This is a genomic window from Sphingobacterium sp. KH_072 (genome assembly GCF_057837975.1).
In genome coordinates this window covers 2,432,952-2,450,682 of record NZ_CM174457.1, presented here as the reverse complement: position 1 = coordinate 2,450,682, position 17,731 = coordinate 2,432,952, and the positions used below count along the sequence as shown (strand labels likewise).

The following is a 17,731-nucleotide window of genomic DNA, read 5'->3' as shown; positions in this document are numbered from 1 at the left end:
AGCAATGAGAAAACATTTTAATATATTCACCATAGCATGCGCATTATTGACCTTGTCGTCATGTAATGATAGCTATCTGGATCTGCTTCCAGAAACACAGATTACTAAGGAAAACTTTTTTAAATCGCAGACAGATTTAGAAATATACATACAGAACCTATACAATTTTTCGAGTTCGGGAATCTATGAGGCCGATGCCGGAACGGATAATGCGGGAACTACCGGTAACAACGAAATGAAAAACATTTTGTTGGGCAATGTGAATGCGGCCAACATGACCACGGGCTGGGATTGGGATCAATTGCGGAAGGTTAACTTCTTTCTCGAAAACTTCCGCTCGGCTCAGGTGAGCGAGGAATTATTAGCACATTATGAAGGATTAGCACGGTATTTTCGCGCACGTTTTTATGTGGCAAAAGTACAACGTTTCTCTGATGTGCCTTGGATAGATCAAGTCGTGAATACGAATGATGAAGAGATCCTCACGGCCGATCGAGGAACACGGGCAGGCACGGTAGAAAAGATGATGGAAGACTTTCAGTTCGCGGCAGATCACGTATTGGACAATGCAAAAGCGGGACAAGTCGGCAAATGGGTGGTGTTGCAAGAATTCGGACGCTTCACACTGTACGAAGGGACATTCCGCAAATACCATAATGAACTGAACCTGACTAACACCGCAGATGCATTTTTAACCAAATCGCATCAGTTGAATGAGGAGATTATAAAAAGCGGCAAATTTGCTATTTATTCCACCGGAAACCCGGATAGTGACTATGGAGATTTATTCTTCAATCAAAGTTTGGAAGGCAATCGGGAAGTGATTATGGGCCGTTTCTATGCCAACAATGTCTTGAATGCAAGTGACTGGCCAGGCATGTTTGGTAATTACGAATACTACCCACTCCGCGACTTGATGCAAAGTTACCTGATGAAAGATGGTTCTTTTTACACCAGTCAAACAGGATATCAACAGTTTTCTTTCGTGCAAGAATTTCAAAATAGAGATCCGAGATTGTCGCAAACCTATGCATTCCCCGGTTGGGAATTGATCTATAATAGTACCTATACGCAAGGAGTGGGAATTTATGTGCAGCAATTGGCTAAAAACTTTTCTGGATACCACCAGATCAAGGGCTTTATGAATACGACAGATCAGCAGTTGCGCTATGGTACGGATGTGCCTATCTATCGGTATGCAGAAGTACTATTAAATTATGCCGAAGCAAAAGCAGAATTGGGTATCTTAACGCAAGACGATTTAGATCTGTCGATCAATCCTTTGCGCAATCGGGTCGCGATGCCACAGATGCGCATGTCGCAAGTAGAAGATGCACGATTGGCCAGCCAATATCCTGCGATTACGAGCAGCCAAAAAGCATTGCTTCTGGAAATTAGGAGAGAGCGCCGCGTCGAGCTAGCATTAGAAGGATACCGACTGAACGATATTATGCGTTGGAATGCAGGTTCTTTATTATCGAAAATGCCCGAAGGAATCTACTTTTCTGGATTGGGACGACATGACGTGACGGACGATGGAATCCCTGATATTATTCTATTGCCAGCTAGCGAGTCTATTCCGGCGGAGAGAGAGCGCAACAGTTTGGGTGTTATTATGCAGTATTATCGTGTAGGATCTTACGGACAAGATGTAGGCGTGTACTTATCAGAAGGAACGAAAGGTTTCGTACAGACAGTAGAGCGAGCGCCTACCTTCGAAGCGCCGAAGTATTATTACAGACCGATCCCACAAGATCAGGTTAATTTGAACAACAATTTAAAACAGATATTTGGATGGTAAAATTAACTAAATGGAGTGTCTGCTTGCTAGCGTTGCTAGCAGGTATGACCTATTCGACGGCAACAAATGCACAAAACTTCAAGTTTGCCTTTATTACAGACTTGCATGTACACAGCGATTCTACCTTGGCAGAGGTGCAAAAATTGTTGCATACGTTGCCAAACGACGTGGAATTCGTATTAGGTGGCGGTGATAATGTTGACGTGGATAATCAATCTGCTGAAAAACTTCCTGCTGTAAGATCACGCTATGCAAAGCTAAAACAGATGCTTACTGCGACTACTAAACCCTATTACATGGCCATCGGCAATCATGACCGTTTGCCCGGTAAGATGCGCAACGGTACGAATGATTTTCAACTTTTTGAAGAGGCGTTTGGCGATACCTATCAATCTTTTGAACACCAAGGTGCGAAATTCATTATCTTAAACTCAGTGTATACGGATAGCAGCGGTTATGTGATTCCTACTATGCACAAAGAATGGCTATCTAAAGTACTTCAAAGTACACCGAAAAGTATGCCGATCGTAGTAGTCACTCATGTGCCGTTTCTATCGGTTTATTACCCAGTTTTAGAGGGAAGATACACCGCTACGGATACATTCTCCAACCAAAAGGAAATCATGGATATGTTCGCAGGCTACAATCTACAGCTGGTGTTGCAAGGCCACATGCATCTTTACGAAGAAATAAAGGTGAGAGATGTGGATTACATCACGGCAGGTGCGGTTTCGGGTAATTGGTGGCATGGTCCATTTTTCGGAACAAAACCAGGTTACTTGATCTTGGAAATGAAAGATGGTAAAGTGACTTGGCAGTATAAGGATACCTTCAAATTGTAATGCTTATGAAAGTCCATATATGCAGATATTGCTTACTAATTGCTTTTCAGATCTTCGCCAATCTTGCTTATTCTCAACAGAACGAGCGAACTAAGAAAGCGATCATTGTGATCGAGCGTGTGAATACACCAAATATCGACGCGATCAGCGCAGAAGGAGGAGATGACAAATACCGGGAAAAGTAAAGATTAAAGCAGCTGTAACCAATGATTTCAAAAGCCATAGTGCAGAAAAAGCGGACAAATACGTTGATTTAGGTGAGTATGAAGTGTAGGATAGTAAAGCGGCTATCGATCTACCAACGAGTCTGCAAGGTAGGGCATTGCTCAAAGTAGTGCTGGCGGGCAAGCATAATATCCTCAATTATTGGGTTAGAGAAATAGAATCAATCATGTCGTGACAAACAAAAGGAAGGATTTGTAAAAGTCCTTCCTTTTGTTTTGTGAAGGTCGTTAGCTCGATAACAAGTTAGTATCTCGGCAATTTGACCATGTTCACTTGTCGTTTTGGAAAGAGTTGCATTATTAAAAGTGTATAGTCCTTTTATAATCAGATTGTTAGCAACAAAAAAAGTGTGTAGTGCAAATATGACAAATAGATATTGGTTTATCTTTTAAATGCTTATGAACAATTTGTTATTAATCTAAAGGTGGTATATTTATAGTTTAACAAATTAAATATTTCTTTATTAATTCTATTTCTGTCTGAAATTAAGTGTAACACTGCCGGTCGGCAAAATTTTTATCTCAGAGGTATCAATAAATAGCTGTGGGTATGAGAAAATTTACATTAATTTTTGGGGTGCTATTATTACTTTCTATTCCGTTTATGTATGCACAGATCAACAGCAGCAGGTTGTCAACCCACCGATTATCGTAGAAACCTTATTCGGTACGTATAGATTTGCCGCTCAGGTAAATCTAAATAAATCACTACGATCCATAACAGAAGTTGGTGTTTTTAGCGCCACCGATGTGGCTTCGAGATGGGGTGAGGAGAATTCGATGAAGCTGATGAATCAAATCCACGCTACTTATTAGTTTCCTAAAAGGTTTAAATTACTAACAGGATTTCATCACACACCATTCACCGGATTGCGTCCTTCGACTGCCTTGATGTATTCTTATAATAGCAAATCCTACTTCTTCACAACAGTATCTCGGATTGACGTAGTCCGTAATAGTAATGGGGAAATTTTTTCTATGACAGAATACAAGCCAGAGCTTTCACCATCATGGTCCTTATATACTTATAGTGCAGGCATTATATGTTGTAGAATCGAGGGGCGGAGATCATGAGAGAAGCTACCTTATTTTGAGAGCAGGTCTTACGCACAAAGATTTCCGGTTTGGTTTAGGAGTTAACTTTGATGCTTATGGTCCGAATAGGTTCACAACAGAAAATTATAGAATTTTCGTAGGGATAACCATATTTAATTAAACAGTAACCGCTAAATGCCGCTTTACTAAGGTGAAATATAACCATGTTTATGGAAGCTATCCATCAATAAGATACCACCTCAATTGTAGATTTCTTTCGATCATAACGTAAAAAAATCACTGTTTCAACATATTTATATTAATAATTTGGTTATGTTTGGTTTTTATTTAGACTTATAATAAATAAAGACAAATTATATATGAAGACTTATCAATTAGCCCTACTACTCTTTGGTCTAGGTACGGGTGTAGCCTCGGCGCAAAGCCAGAATATTTTTTTGAACCGTGATTTTTGGGGTAAGAACCCCGATCTAACTGAGGTGAAGACCTTAACGGCAGCAGGAAATAGTCCGTCTGAGTCTAATGCAGCTTCTTTTGATGTGACCACGATGGCCATTAACAGCGGCGCATCTAATGATATTATCTTCTATTTATTAGAGCAAGAAGGTAATCCAGTTGATAAGAAAACACACCATAGTCGCCATTACCTACATTGGGCTGCGGCAAATGGTAATAAGGAAGTGGTTGATTATTTATTGCAAAAAGGAGCTGACGTAAATTATGCAGACAGCTACGGTGTGCCAATCGCAGCCTATGCAGCAGGTGGTGGCAATACCAATACCGCTATTTATGATGCGCTGTTTGCTAAAGGCGTCGATCCCAAGAAAATCTATACAGATGGAGCAACTCTCATGATGTTGGCCGCGCCGAGTGATAATGATCTTGTTTTGGTGAAATATTTCGAATCCAAAGGCCTTTCTGTTAAAGATAGAGATGCGCACGGACGTACCGTAGCAGATTATGCAACCAAATCTGGAAAGACCGATTTAATTGAAAAACTCATTCAAAGTGGATCTGATTTAACGGATAATGCTTTATTCTTTGCTACCCAGGGGGTTCGTCGTGGCGAATCCAACGGTTTGGCTACTTACCAATTCTTGGTAGAAACCAAAGGACTAAATCCGCAAGCCATTAGTCACGACGGCAGTACTGTACTGCATGGCATCGTACGCGGAGGTAATATGGAAATCATCAATTACTTCCTAGGCAAAGGCGTTTCGGTTACCAAAGCCAATAACGATGGTACAACCGCATTGATGTTAGCCGCTGCTGGACAGAATGCAGCTACGGTAGAAGCATTATTAAGCGCTGGCAGCGACGTAAACGCGACGAATGAAAAAGGTGAGTCGGCATTGACATTAGCTATTAGCAATGGCTCACCAGAAATCGTGAAGCAATTGCTAGGTAAAGGTGCTGATGTAGCTTTATTAAACAAAGACGGATATAATCTTGCCTATTACTGGTTCAATTCTTACCGTGGTGGTGCAGAGCGCAGTGCCAATCGCGAAGGCGCAACGCCCGTAGGAGTTAGTCCTTTCGAAGAAAAATTAGCCTTGCTTCAAAGCAAAGGAGTGAATGTAGCAGCGCCGCAATCGGATGGTAGCTCACTTTTTCACTTAGCAGTAGCAAAAGAAAATTTAGCCTTAGTGCAGCAGGCTGCTAAATTGGATGCCGATATCAACGCACAAGATAAGGAAGGTGTAACGGCATTGCACAAAGCTGCCCTGATCGCCAAAGATGACAAGATGTTGAAAGCATTGGTCGCATTAGGAGCAGATAAATCGTTGAAAACTGAATTTGACGAGACGGCCTACGATTTAGCACAAGAAAATGATTTTTTGTCTAACAACCAAGTTTCTACAGATTTCTTAAAATAAACGAATGAATATAGTTATGAAAACACTTCTAGCTTTGGCTTTGGGTGTCAGTTTTATCGCTTCCGCTACTGCACAGTCCAGCAAATATAAATGCATGATTCAGATGAATGCGTACGAGGGCGAAGCAGCCTACGTGATCATCTCTCTGATAAACCCGCAAGGCGGTTACGAAAAAACCTTGTCGGTATTAGGGCCAGACAAACAATGGTACAATACCTTGAAAGAATGGTACAAATTCCAAAATAAAACTAAGGAAAAGCTGCACGCTGTAACAGGCGCTTCGGTAGGTGGTGGTGATCGCGCTATCAAAGTATTGGAAATTGATAACGATAAATTGAACAAAGGCTATAAGCTACGTTTCGAGTCGGCGGTAGAAGAACAGAAATACCATACGACCGATGCGGAAGTCGCTCTGACAACAGACGGCATCACAGTACGCACCAACGGAAAAGGGTACATTCGATTTGTAAAACTGACGAAAGCCCAATAGATTACCCACAATGACATTATCGATTTGGAGATATGCGCACCTTTTGTTGGCGCTCATATCCTCCTTATTTTTGCTCATACTATCCATTACCGGTGTCATATTGGCGTACGACGCGGTGGACGAAAACACCAACTCGCACCGTTCGGACGGATTAGACACCATTTCGATGGCGCAGACCATGCGTATCGTCAAAGATCTCTATCCGGAGATTATCGAACTGTCGATAGACAAACAATCCAGAGTATACCTGGATGCATTGGATTCCGAAAGCGAAGCCGTAAAAGGTTACATTGATCCGCGTAACGGAATGCTCCTCGGGCTAGTAGCCAAAAAAAGTGATTTCATCCAGTGGACAACCACATTACATCGCTCCCTGTTTCTGCACGAGACAGGGCGCATTGTGGTGGGCGTAGTTTCTTTTTTGCTATTACTCATTACCCTGACGGGAATCTTGTTGATCGTAAAAAGACAGCAAGGTTGGCGGCACTTCTTCAAAAAAGTGCACCGCGATTTCTTCGCGCAGTATTTTCATGTGGTTAGCGGAAGGCTGATGCTTCTTCCGGTTTTGATGATTTCCCTGACGGGCACCTATCTTTTCTTGTCGCGCACCGGCATTTTGAATAAAACAGAAGCGGTACAGGAGTACGACCAGGAAAACTGCAATGAGGATGAATGGAGCGATAATCAGCTTGCGCCAGCCGACTTTCCGATCTTTCAAGATATCATGCTCGACGAAGTCGAACGAATAGAATTCCCTTTCTTAGAAGATGATCCAGAAGAATATTTTATACTCACCTTAGCCGATCGGCAGATCACCGTACATCAGCTGAGTGGCGAGCTGGTTTCGGAGACGCGATATGCCTATGCCGCCGTCTGGGAAAACCTGAGCTTGGATCTCCATACGGGGCAAACCAATCGCGTTTGGGCGATCGTGCTGGGATTGGGCGCGCTTAATATCCTTTTCTTTATTTATTCTGGTTTTGTCATCACCTTCCGCCGCACCGGTACGAAGATCAAAAATAAATACCGCGCCGATAATGCCGAAATTATCTTGCTATATGGATCGGAGAATGGCAGCACCTTGGCCATGGCTAATCGGGTGCACAAGCAATTGTTGGATCAAGGCGAACGCGCTTTCTTGACCAATATCGATCAATATGGCATTTTTCCGAAAGCGCGCGAGCTGGTCATTTTTACCTGTACTTATGGTTTGGGCGAAGCACCGAGCAATGGTAAGAAATTCGAACAGCGCTTAGCAGATTATCCGCAACAGCAGCAAGTAGGTTTTTCCGTTCTGGGATTTGGATCTACCTCTTACCCCGATTTTTGTGCCTATGCTCATCAAGTAGATAATGTGCTCGCAGCGCAGCCATGGGCACGGCGTAGGTTATCCTTGCACACGGTGAATGACAAATCGACCATGGATGTGGCCGCTTGGGCGCAGGAGTGGAGCAAAGAAACGCTGATGACCTTGGCGGCAGCCGAAAGCGTATACGCAGCGGCGCAGCCGCGTTTGCAACAGTTAGAGGTGATCTCTAAAACGGATATCAGTGGCGATCAAGATCCCATATTTAAAGTCGTACTAAAGTCCAAGAAGCGAACTCGTATCACCTCGGGCGATCTCTTGGCGATCTATCCCGATAATAACGCGAAAGAACGTTTTTATTCAATCGCTTGTATTGGGGGGAATATACAGCTCATCGTAAAGCTGCATCCGAATGGATTGGGCTCTGGTTATCTCCACCAATTGCAAGTAGGTGAGCATATTGCTGCTCGCCTGTTGGCGAATGCCCATTTCCATCTGCCAAAGAAAGCCAAACAAGTGGCGATGATTGCCAATGGAACCGGAATCGCCCCTTTTTTAGGAATGTTGAGCGCCAATAAAAAGAAACGGGCAATTCAATTGTATGCGGGTTTTCGTTATAAAACACCATCAAACGAAGGTTATGCAGCCTTTGCCAATGAGCAGATCGCACAACAACGATTATCCGGCTACCATGTCGCCTATTCTCGCGAGGGAAATAGTCAATACGTATTGGATTTAATCCGTCGGAACGCGACGTACTTTGGCGCTTTGTTGCGTGATGGCGGTGTCATCATGATTTGTGGCGCGCTGCAAATGCAACGAGATGTAGAAGTAATTCTAGAAAACATTTTAGCGGATGCAGGCATGGCCGATCTCGAACATTACCGAAGTAAGGGGCAATTATTAACGGATTGCTACTAATGCAGCTTGCGCGGATTCACATGGGTCGGCTCACGCTAGCAATATGTGCTTTACTGTTGTCGATAAGCACATTGCCGGCACAGGAAGTAATGCTTACGCGACAAGCTACCTTGATGGGATCCGTTTTTACGATCACGATGGTGGATACCGATTCTGCCAAGACCAACCAACATATCGACCAAGTCATTGCGGAAGTGAACCGGATCGAAAACCTGATTTCGGAATGGCAACCGTACACCCAAATTTCACAAGTAAATCAACAAGCTGGCATTCGGCCAGTGGTGGTAGATCGAGAAGTATTTGATTTGACCAAGCGTGCATTGGACTACTCTGAGTTATCGGAAGGTGCATTTGATATTAGCGTCGCCGGGCTAGATCGGGTTTGGCAATTTGATGGCAGTATGACCGAATTGCCGGATCCTGAAATAGTGAAACATAGCATAGCACAGGTAGGATATCAATATATTGTATTGGATAGTGCAGCCTGTAGTATTTATCTCAATAAAAAAGGAATGAAGATCGGTTTTGGATCTATTGGCAAAGGTTATGCGGCGGATAAAGGTCGAGAATTAATGCAGCAAAAGGGTGTGAAAGGCGGCATCGTGAATGCTTCGGGTGATTTGGCCACTTGGGGAAAGCCGCTTGGCGAGCGCCATTGGAAGATAGGGTTAAATCATCCATTTCGCCAACACAAGATAATGCAGGTGTTGCAATTAGAGGAAGAAGCGGTAGCGACTTCGGGCAGTTATGAAAAATACGCCGAAATCGCAGGCATTCGCTATGCGCATATTATCAACCCAAAGACGGGATATCCATCTACCGGACTTACCAGTGTCAGTATTTATGGACCATCTGCGGAAATGGCGAATGCGCTCAGCACGTCTATCATGGTGTTAGGGTCGCAAAAAGGCAAAGCGCTGATGAAGGCATTTCCTCTTTATAATTATATCTTTGTGACGGATGCAGGGCGCGTCTCGAAAAGTCGGAAGCGGTAAGTTTTTCTAGAATTTTATCGGGATGAAATAGGGTAGCTATCCAGGAAGATCTGTTTTAGCGGCGATTTTCTTCAAGCTATTTAGGGCGTTTACATCCATCTTAATTGTATTTTTTATAAAAAAAACTATATGTCTTTTGAATCTTTAGGCTTGTCGCCTGCATTAGTAAAATCACTGACAAATCAACAATATACACACCCGACTGCGATCCAGCAAACGGCTATTCCTGCTATCTTAAATAAAGAGGACGTGCTTGGGATCGCTAACACAGGATCTGGAAAGACCATGGCCTATGTATTGCCGCTTCTAATGCATATGCAAGATAATTTGGGCGTCAAAAACCGTCATGCGAATATGCTGATATTGGTGCCGACGAGAGAATTGGCAGAGCAGGTCAATACGGTGTTTAAAACCTTTAATCCAGCTTTAACACATCCTGTAAAAACGGTTGCGGTTTACGGTGGTGTTTCTATTAATCCGCAGATGATTGGTATGCAGGGTGTCAACGTACTTATTGCAACACCGGGCAGGCTGCTAGAACTGCTGGACAACAATGCGGTACATCTTTCTAGTATCAGTACTTTGGTGCTAGACGAGGCCGATAAAATGCTGAATCTGGGATTCAAAGAGCAAATGGATCAGATATTAAGTCATCTGCCTGCGAAACGACAGAATATATTGTTATCTGCTACGCTAAGTACGGATCTACAAAGCATCCAGCAGATTGTATTGTCCAATCCAACGGTCATTCAGATTGAAGAGGAAGAAGATTCTATAGAACTGATCAAACAAACGGCCTACCTGATGCCGCCGGAGAAAAAAGGCCCATATTTGCGTCAGCTGATTCAGCAAAAAGAAATGAGTCAGGTATTGGTTTTTGCCTCTTCCGTTTATCAGGTGGATGCCGTGGTCAACAAGTTGAAAAAGAATGGTATTGATGCGCGAGCTATCCACAGTAAGAAAAGCCAAGGTGCTCGGACGGAAGCATTGTCTCAATTCAAATCTGGAAAACTAAGGGTATTGGTAGCAACGGATTTAATGGCTAGGGGAATAGATATCCACTTCCTTCCCTTCGTGATCAACTATGAATTGCCACGGTCTCCGAAAGATTATATTCATCGCATCGGGAGGACTGGGCGTGCAACGCAAAGTGGAGAAGCAATAACATTGCTAACGCATCTTGAGCTGCAGCATTTTGAGGTGATTCAGAAAAAAATGGGCAAAAAGGTGGAGTTAATTGATATCGATAAACCAGTGAACTAGTTTCGTAAATTTCATCTTGATGAAATTCTATTACCGATTACAATTCCTAAGCTTGAAGCGGTCGCTCGAAGAAGCGGGATTGCCAATTGCTGCAGCATTTGTAATACTGATGTTGTGCTATGGAGGTCTTTTTTACGCCGCTAAACAGTCGCCAACGATTGTCTCCCTATTGTTGCTTTTTGTTCAGTACAGTTTGCTGATGTATGTAAATAACAAAGATCGTATTGATTTTTTAAAGCAACTTTTTCGAAGCCGTGATTATGCGCGTTTGCTATTGTATGAAAACATACTAATCACGCTGCCATTGGCACTCGTCGCGGTTTATTCGTCTGTTTGGCTTGCGGTGCTGGGCTTGCTCATTCTTCCGCTGCTTTATCATCAACTATCTGCATGGCATATCTCTGGAGCAAGTATGCCGACGCCCTTTTCGCAGAAACCGTTTGAATTTATTATCCTATTTCGTCGTTGGTGGGTGGTATTATTGCTACTGCATATGCTGCTAGCAATTGCCTTGTATGTCGACAATGAAAATTTGTCGTTTGTACTGTTTTTTGTCCAGATCGTGCTATCCCTGCAAGCTTATGACATAGTCGAAGACGAGCTGCTGGTCTGGAACTATAATTTATCGCCGCAGGCATTTCTGTGGCATAAAATGAAGCGTGGCATTTTGCACTGTCTGCTGTTAAGTACACCTACGCTTTCTGCTTTATTGATCGCATATCCCGAAAATTTGCTGATCATAGGTTTGATTCTATTAGTTGGGCTATTGTTTCTTTTGCTGAGTATCCTGATGAAATACAGTAGCTATCCAAGACGACCTGGCTTAGGGGAGATATTGATTACTATTTCTGCTGTAGTCACGATGATCTTGATTCCCTATCTGTATTATTACTTTTATAAAAAATCGATAAAGCATTTACAAAAATACCTATGATAGCGCTCGCACATCTCCAGAAATACTTTGGCAAAACAGTGGTTTTCGACGGACTCACTTGTCAATTCAATGCCGGCAAGGTGTATGGCATTGTGGGGCCAAATGGTGCTGGTAAAACAACGTTATTTAGATGTCTGGTGGGATTGGAAGAATATGCTGGGGAAATTGTCAGCGCCGAAAATGCGACCAAACAGTACATCGGTTATGTGCCAGCAGAGCCTTATTTTCTACCCAAAATAACCGGTAAAGAATACTTAATACTTTTGCTCGAAACTCGTAAAAAGACCGTAATGCGTGAAGAGGCCTACCATATATTTGACCTTCCGCTGGATCAGTACATTAGCAGTTATTCGACTGGAATGAAAAAGAAATTGGCCTTATTAGGCACGTTGCTGCAAGATAATCAAGTGTATATTTTTGATGAGGTGTACAATGGATTGGATTTCCAGAGTTGTCTGATGGTGACTGATATTATTAAGCGATTGCGCAATCAAGGAAAGGTGATTATCCTAGCATCACACATCTTCTCCTTATTAGAAGAAACTTGTGATTCCATTCTGTATCTAAAAGATGGGCAATTTAAAATGAACAGCAATCAGGAAGACTTTGCGACCTTAAAACAGCATATCTCACATGATCTAAAAGATAACCGCGTAGATTTGTTGTTTTGAAAAAGGCTAGTGCTTTATTCATATTAAGCACTAGCCTTTTTATTCCAGCATTAACTTTAGTCGCCTTCGTCGATCTGATCAATTACATAATCCAAAGGTTCTACGTTGCTTTCTGCGCCGACATAACCAATATTCTGGTTTATATTTCCCTGCGGATTTCCATTAATGGCACTGATCGGTACAGGCCAAAGTACATGATAAGGACTCATCCGATAATTGATCCCAAAGTTGGTACGCACTCCTTTATTATAAAAATCACTTTTGGCCATAACGCGGTCGTAGAAATAGTTGTTTTCGGAAAAGTTGGCTACGCTATACGTTTTGCCTTCTTCCGATGCAGCACCTGTTTTAGCAAATATATACGCAACGCGCGTTACTTCTGTTTTACGCGGTTCTTCATAGTACAACTCCCGTGCACGCTCGTCGAGCACCGCTCCAATATTGACTTCTGCGGTGGTGATGGGCTGCGCGTTGGCACGCGTACGAACTGCATTAATATCTGCAGCGGCGCTAGTCAAATCTCCTTTCCAAACGTACGCTTCTGCACGCAATAACAACGTTTCTGCTAGGCGAAACACGTACCAATCAGAATTACCTCCGGCTGGCTGCACACGCTGCGGATCTTCTACAAATAGTTTGTAATGTGGCCAATCAAACCAGAACCGAATGGTATCGGTAGTCAGCAAACCGCCCGTGGCATTGCGTTTCTGTAGCGGTTGTCCGTAGTTCGGATCGCTGCCTTTTAGGTTCGGCGAATTGTACACTAAATCTTCCATGCGCATCCAGTTTCCGGGCGCGTGTCGCAGGTCGGTATCATCCGTCCACAAACTATGCTGACTGTACCAAGTCGGGCGTACGCGTCCGATTCCGCGTCCATATTGCAACACTTGCGGCAGCTCGATATTGTGTAAATCTGACATCGCGCGATTGCCTGCAGGTGTTACAATGCCGGCATTGCTCCAGAAAGGTAAACCATTCCGCATGGATTGTACGCCTCCCGATTGGTTGCCATCTAAGTTAATTCGGTCGATCACTAAAAATAAGGCTTCGCGATTGTTGGAGAGAGATTTATTCTCCGGTCGATGCAAATCCCAAATCACGTTGCGATTGGCATCGTTTGCCGTAGTTCCAAATCGTGAGGTCATCAAACTGTAGGTGCCACCGTTGATGACATTGTTGGCTGATGCAATGGCGTCGTCAAAGTAGCCGAGTGCTAGATTTACTTTCGTCAGCAAATGGCTAACCGCACCTTTGGTCACCTGTCCTTTATTGACATTGTCGGGCACCCATTCTTGCGCAAATTCCAGATCTTCTTTGAGCTGTTCGAGGATGACTTCTCGCTTCGTGCTATAAAAATCCAACTTCGGTTCGGTCGCCATAAAGAATACGGCTGGCACGTTGCCAAACTGATGTACTAAGCGATAATAGCGCAGAGCGCGATGGAAATAAGCAGCACCTAAAAGGTGATTCTTTTCGGCTTCGTTGGCATAATCTTGTGGTGCATCGATATAATGAATAGCCGTATTCGCGTAACGAATGCCGCGATAGCCTTCTTTCCAATACCACTCAATTCGATTCTCGTATTCGATATTGTCGAGATCGCCGTCCGGCGTAATGGCTTGATTGAGGTCGATCGCTGGCCCGGGTTTGTCGGTGCTGCCTGATACGGCGATATCCGAATAAATCATTTCGGTCACGATAGGAGCGCCATCGCCCATAAATTCAATACGTGCATTGCGCTCGCAAGCGACGAGTGTGGCCCATAAGGCGGCCGAACTTTGAAAGGTTTCGTCGGGGGTGTAGATAGATAGTGGCTTGGGCTCTAAGAAGGAGCGTTTGCAACCTTGCGTGCTTGCAGCTAGCAAGAGCACCGAGTATAATGTATATTTTGAAAACGTGTTCATACGATATGGATCTTTAAATAAATCGTTTCGTTATAAAGTGATGTCTAGTCCGATAGTGTAAAATCTTGGTGTTGGACCCGGGCCATTGTCTGGATCCCATTCTGGATCCCAGAACGACCATTCGGGCGCCCACATACCTGCATTGCGCACATTGGCGAATACACGCAATCCGCGCAGACGCAGACGCTCTAACTTTTCGGCATCGAAACTGTAGGCTAGAGAAATATTGTCTATCCGCACAAAAGAACGCTTGCGATACACATTGAAGCCTGTGGCGCTACCTTCGTTGGAGTTGATTCTTGCCCATTCGTTCGAAGGGTTTTCTGGTGTCCAATAAGGGAACGCGTAACTATTTCTCCGATCGGGAAAGCCATCTCGACTTTTCAAGGAGTTGAACGGCGACTGATGTCCAAATAGTGCATACATAGAGATGGAAGCGGAGAAGTTTTTGAGGAATTGAAAATCATTTCGGAACGACCAACGATATCTGGGCTCGCTAAATCCTAAAAACTGTCGGTCGGCATTGCTAAATCGTCCATCATCATTTACATCTTCTAAGCGATAATCGCCCGGTTGTAAGCCATAGCGTGCCGCTTCTTCTTCCTGTCCTAACTGGTAAATGCCTTGTGCTTTCCAATCCCAGATGGCATCAATCGGTTGTCCGATGAACCAACGGTTTTGAATATCATTGAGTTCCTGACCATCAGGGCCGTAATCACGATAGATATGTTTGATGGCGTTGCGATTCAGTTGAAATAAAGCGGTAGACCGCCAGCTAAAGTTCTCCTTGGAGATATTTAAAGAATTTAACGTTACTTCGAAACCACGATTGCGTACTTCGCCCAAATTGTCCATCACATTATCAAAACCGATTACGTTGGGCAAACTACGCAACACCAATAAGTCGGTAGAATTCATCTGGTAATACTCGAGGTTACCCGACAAGCGGTCGTTGAATAAGGAGAAATCTAATCCGAAGTTATAGGAAGTGTTTCTTTCCCAACGGAAGTTGGGGTTTTGCATACGATTCACCCAGAGTTGGTTCGCTTGGATCACCGTACCATCAGGTCGCACATACAAATATTTACCAGTGGTGAGATCGGCTAATGCTACGTACATATCACGACCTGAGCCCACATCTCGATTTCCGTTGCTACCCCACGATGCGCGCAGCTTTCCATAATTAAACCAGTCCACGTCAAAAAAGGATTCTTCCGAGAATGTCCACGCTCCGGCAATGGAACCGAAGCCCGCTCGTGGATGGCGCTGTCCGAAGGCAGAATAGCCGTCGCGGCGATATGTTCCGGTAATGGTATAGCGATCTTTTAAAGTGTAGACCATGCGTGCCATTAAGGCATCGCCAGTACTATAGCTATCATAACTACCAATAATGGGATTGATACCGTTGCCGATACCGTGATATCCCAGATCATCATTAGGATCAAAATTGTCGTTCGACATGTTGTTGTCCCAGCGTTGTAATTTCTCTGCATTGGCTAGTAAAGTCACGTCAAAGCGGTGAATACCGTCAAATTCCTTATTCCAATTTAGGATATTATCGACTTGCCAGAAGTAGGTCGTGCGTTGCTGGCGGCTCGCTCTTCCTCCAAAAGTGGCCCAGCTTTCGTGTGAGGAACGCTCGTGATTGTAGCGTTCGTACAGCTCTAGGCGTGGTGTGAAATTGGTGGTAAAGGTGAAGCCGAGCGGCAATTTTAGTTTAGCAAAAATAGTGCTGTTCAACGAGTTTGTGCGATCCTTGCGGTCGGTATGAAAGGCATCGTAACCCGGGTTGACGCCACCAGAAACTTCGTTGTTCGGTCGCCACGTCAAGTTGCCATCTGCATCGAATTGATCGCCGTAAGGCGATAGCGCAGTGATCTCGCCCCATGCGTGTGGAATAGCGCTGTCATCTCTAGAAACGGCCTGTAAATTCATGCCTATGGAAAGAAAGTTGGTGACGTTGGCTTCTAAGTTGACTCTGGTGCGCAAGGTTTTGAACCGATCGCCGACGATAATGCCCTCATTATCCAGATAGCCAGCACCGACATAATAGGAGATATCTTTGTTTTTGCCAGACACGCTTAGATTGTGATCCTGTCGCAAACCGTTTTGAAATACTTGGCTGTACCAGTCTGTCACATTTCCATTCATATAATTATCTACTTCGTTGGGTTGCAGATTGAGACGACGTAGCCAAACACGCACGGGATCGCCGGAAGATTGATCGTAACCCAACCAAGTATCCATACTGATATCGCTCGGCAAATTGCGCGGATCATCAAACTGAAAAGGTTGTGCATTTTCATTGATGCTTTTAAACACATCGGACCGCCAGTTGACGAAATCCTGTCCTTGATGCACGGGCTGATCAATAGCCATCGTGGCCAAGCCTATTGTGGTGTTGTAGTTGATTAAGGGTTTGCCTTCGGTTCCTTTTTTTGTGGTAACTAGGATCACGCCAGAAGCTGATTTCGCACCAAATACGGCTGCCGCGCTGGCGTCTTTCAGCACATCCACTGTTTCTATATCTGCGGGATTAATGTCTTCCCAAGCGCCGTAATAAATGGCTCCATCCAATACGATTAGCGGACTAGTTCCGGCGTTGAGCGAAGTTCTGCCACGAATTTGCAGCGAACCGCCGCCTTTGGCGCGTGAACTAAAACCAACATTCAGACCGGCTACATTGCCGCGTAGTGCATCAGTCAATTGTGTTGGGGCTTCGTTCTCGATCTTTTTGGCATTTAAAGAAGAAACAGCTCCGGTGACATCGCGCTTGCGCATCGTACCATAGCCGACGACGACTACTTCATCCAAGTCTGCGGCCACAGCCCCCATCGTAATATCCATTTGAGTTTGGCCTTGCAGGCTACGTTCTACATTTGGATAACCAAGCAAGGAAAATACTAGAATCGCATCAGGTGCTACGTCTTCTAAGATATACTTACCTTCGCTGTCGGTGCTCGTGCCGACGTTGGTACCTTTTACTTCGACAGTGACATTTTGTAAGGGATTATTGGTTTCCGCTTCGCGGACTGAACCTTGCACTTGTATCCCGTTTTGAGCCCTTGCGTGCGTAGATAGGAGAGAAAAGAATACAAATAGTAGCAATAGTTTGCAGGTGACAGCTGCCCAAAAAGGGTGCCGCCTAGAAAACATCATCATAGGGGTAAAATTTTATGTTTATAATCCAGTTAGTGTGACTGACCAACCATAATCGAAGCTGTTTTTCTTCTATAAGAGTTGGATTAACCTCCAGATCATCAGATTTCTAAGAGGTATGGATCAAAAGTAGGGATTCGAATAAGGCGGGGATTGCCATATTGTATCAAAATAGTGCTAAATAGTCTCATCGTCCTTGATGAGATTCAAAGATTATGATAACTAAAAACTACTTAATAAGAAGCTTAAATGTTGTTCGCTATTATTTCTGCGATAGCTTTCGCTTAA

The 17,731-nt window shown here is 43.9% G+C and carries 12 protein-coding genes; 10 read left to right on the top strand and 2 right to left on the bottom strand.

The window, feature by feature from the left end:
• Nucleotides 1-4: 4 nt before the first annotated feature.
• From AC3IRT_RS11185 to AC3IRT_RS11140, 10 genes are all read left to right on the top strand, one after another.
• Nucleotides 5-1,801, top strand: coding sequence for a RagB/SusD family nutrient uptake outer membrane protein (locus AC3IRT_RS11185; protein WP_489393336.1), 1,797 nt, complete (start codon nucleotides 5-7; stop codon nucleotides 1,799-1,801).
• Nucleotides 1,795-2,643: a metallophosphoesterase family protein gene (locus AC3IRT_RS11180; protein WP_489393335.1), complete on the top strand. Its 849-nt coding sequence runs from the start codon at nucleotides 1,795-1,797 to the stop codon at nucleotides 2,641-2,643. The genes AC3IRT_RS11185 and AC3IRT_RS11180 overlap by 7 nt, the downstream gene beginning before the upstream one ends.
• A 5-nt stretch (nucleotides 2,644-2,648) precedes the next feature.
• Entirely contained in the window at nucleotides 2,649-2,828 is a 180-nt protein-coding gene (locus tag AC3IRT_RS11175; RefSeq protein ID WP_489393334.1) for a hypothetical protein, read from the top strand.
• 1,454 nt (nucleotides 2,829-4,282) lie between these two features.
• On the top strand, nucleotides 4,283-5,800 hold the full coding sequence (locus tag AC3IRT_RS11170; protein ID WP_489393333.1) for an ankyrin repeat domain-containing protein: 1,518 nt from the start codon (nucleotides 4,283-4,285) through the stop codon (nucleotides 5,798-5,800).
• 16 nt (nucleotides 5,801-5,816) lie between these two features.
• The gene (locus tag AC3IRT_RS11165) at nucleotides 5,817-6,290 is read left to right on the top strand and encodes a DUF2271 domain-containing protein (protein WP_489393332.1); all 474 of its coding nucleotides are present in this window, start codon (nucleotides 5,817-5,819) and stop codon (nucleotides 6,288-6,290) included.
• Nucleotides 6,291-6,300: 10 nt separating this feature from the next.
• Nucleotides 6,301-8,517 (top strand): PepSY domain-containing protein, encoded by a 2,217-nt coding sequence (locus AC3IRT_RS11160; protein ID WP_489393331.1) that lies wholly within the window; start codon nucleotides 6,301-6,303, stop codon nucleotides 8,515-8,517.
• The gene (locus AC3IRT_RS11155; protein ID WP_489393330.1) at nucleotides 8,517-9,512 is read left to right on the top strand and encodes an FAD:protein FMN transferase; all 996 of its coding nucleotides are present in this window, start codon (nucleotides 8,517-8,519) and stop codon (nucleotides 9,510-9,512) included. The genes AC3IRT_RS11160 and AC3IRT_RS11155 overlap by 1 nt, the downstream gene beginning before the upstream one ends.
• A 129-nt stretch (nucleotides 9,513-9,641) precedes the next feature.
• On the top strand, nucleotides 9,642-10,775 hold the full coding sequence (locus AC3IRT_RS11150) for a DEAD/DEAH box helicase (protein WP_489393329.1): 1,134 nt from the start codon (nucleotides 9,642-9,644) through the stop codon (nucleotides 10,773-10,775).
• A 19-nt stretch (nucleotides 10,776-10,794) separates the two neighbouring features.
• Entirely contained in the window at nucleotides 10,795-11,709 is a 915-nt protein-coding gene (locus AC3IRT_RS11145) for a hypothetical protein (protein ID WP_489393328.1), read from the top strand.
• On the top strand, nucleotides 11,706-12,380 hold the full coding sequence (locus tag AC3IRT_RS11140; RefSeq protein WP_489393327.1) for an ABC transporter ATP-binding protein: 675 nt from the start codon (nucleotides 11,706-11,708) through the stop codon (nucleotides 12,378-12,380). The genes AC3IRT_RS11145 and AC3IRT_RS11140 overlap by 4 nt, the downstream gene beginning before the upstream one ends.
• Before the next feature lie 56 nt (nucleotides 12,381-12,436).
• Here AC3IRT_RS11140 and AC3IRT_RS11135 read toward each other — a convergent pair whose 3' ends face one another.
• Nucleotides 12,437-14,284, bottom strand: a complete 1,848-nt coding sequence (locus AC3IRT_RS11135; protein ID WP_489393326.1) for a RagB/SusD family nutrient uptake outer membrane protein — start codon at nucleotides 14,282-14,284, stop codon at nucleotides 12,437-12,439.
• Nucleotides 14,285-14,314: 30 nt separating this feature from the next.
• Complete coding sequence (locus tag AC3IRT_RS11130) at nucleotides 14,315-17,446, bottom strand: SusC/RagA family TonB-linked outer membrane protein (protein WP_489393325.1); 3,132 nt, start codon at nucleotides 17,444-17,446, stop codon at nucleotides 14,315-14,317.
• Nucleotides 17,447-17,731 lie beyond the last annotated feature (285 nt).

Coding starts and splice junctions, on each gene's coding strand:
- AC3IRT_RS11185 (WP_489393336.1), top strand. CDS start 5: ATGAGAAAACATTTTAATATATTCACCATAGCATGCGCATTATTGACC.
- AC3IRT_RS11180 (WP_489393335.1), top strand. CDS start 1,795: ATGGTAAAATTAACTAAATGGAGTGTCTGCTTGCTAGCGTTGCTAGCA.
- AC3IRT_RS11175 (WP_489393334.1), top strand. CDS start 2,649: ATGAAAGTCCATATATGCAGATATTGCTTACTAATTGCTTTTCAGATC.
- AC3IRT_RS11170 (WP_489393333.1), top strand. CDS start 4,283: ATGAAGACTTATCAATTAGCCCTACTACTCTTTGGTCTAGGTACGGGT.
- AC3IRT_RS11165 (WP_489393332.1), top strand. CDS start 5,817: ATGAAAACACTTCTAGCTTTGGCTTTGGGTGTCAGTTTTATCGCTTCC.
- AC3IRT_RS11160 (WP_489393331.1), top strand. CDS start 6,301: ATGACATTATCGATTTGGAGATATGCGCACCTTTTGTTGGCGCTCATA.
- AC3IRT_RS11155 (WP_489393330.1), top strand. CDS start 8,517: ATGCAGCTTGCGCGGATTCACATGGGTCGGCTCACGCTAGCAATATGT.
- AC3IRT_RS11150 (WP_489393329.1), top strand. CDS start 9,642: ATGTCTTTTGAATCTTTAGGCTTGTCGCCTGCATTAGTAAAATCACTG.
- AC3IRT_RS11145 (WP_489393328.1), top strand. CDS start 10,795: ATGAAATTCTATTACCGATTACAATTCCTAAGCTTGAAGCGGTCGCTC.
- AC3IRT_RS11140 (WP_489393327.1), top strand. CDS start 11,706: ATGATAGCGCTCGCACATCTCCAGAAATACTTTGGCAAAACAGTGGTT.
- AC3IRT_RS11135 (WP_489393326.1), bottom strand. CDS start 14,284: ATGAACACGTTTTCAAAATATACATTATACTCGGTGCTCTTGCTAGCT.
- AC3IRT_RS11130 (WP_489393325.1), bottom strand. CDS start 17,446: ATGATGATGTTTTCTAGGCGGCACCCTTTTTGGGCAGCTGTCACCTGC.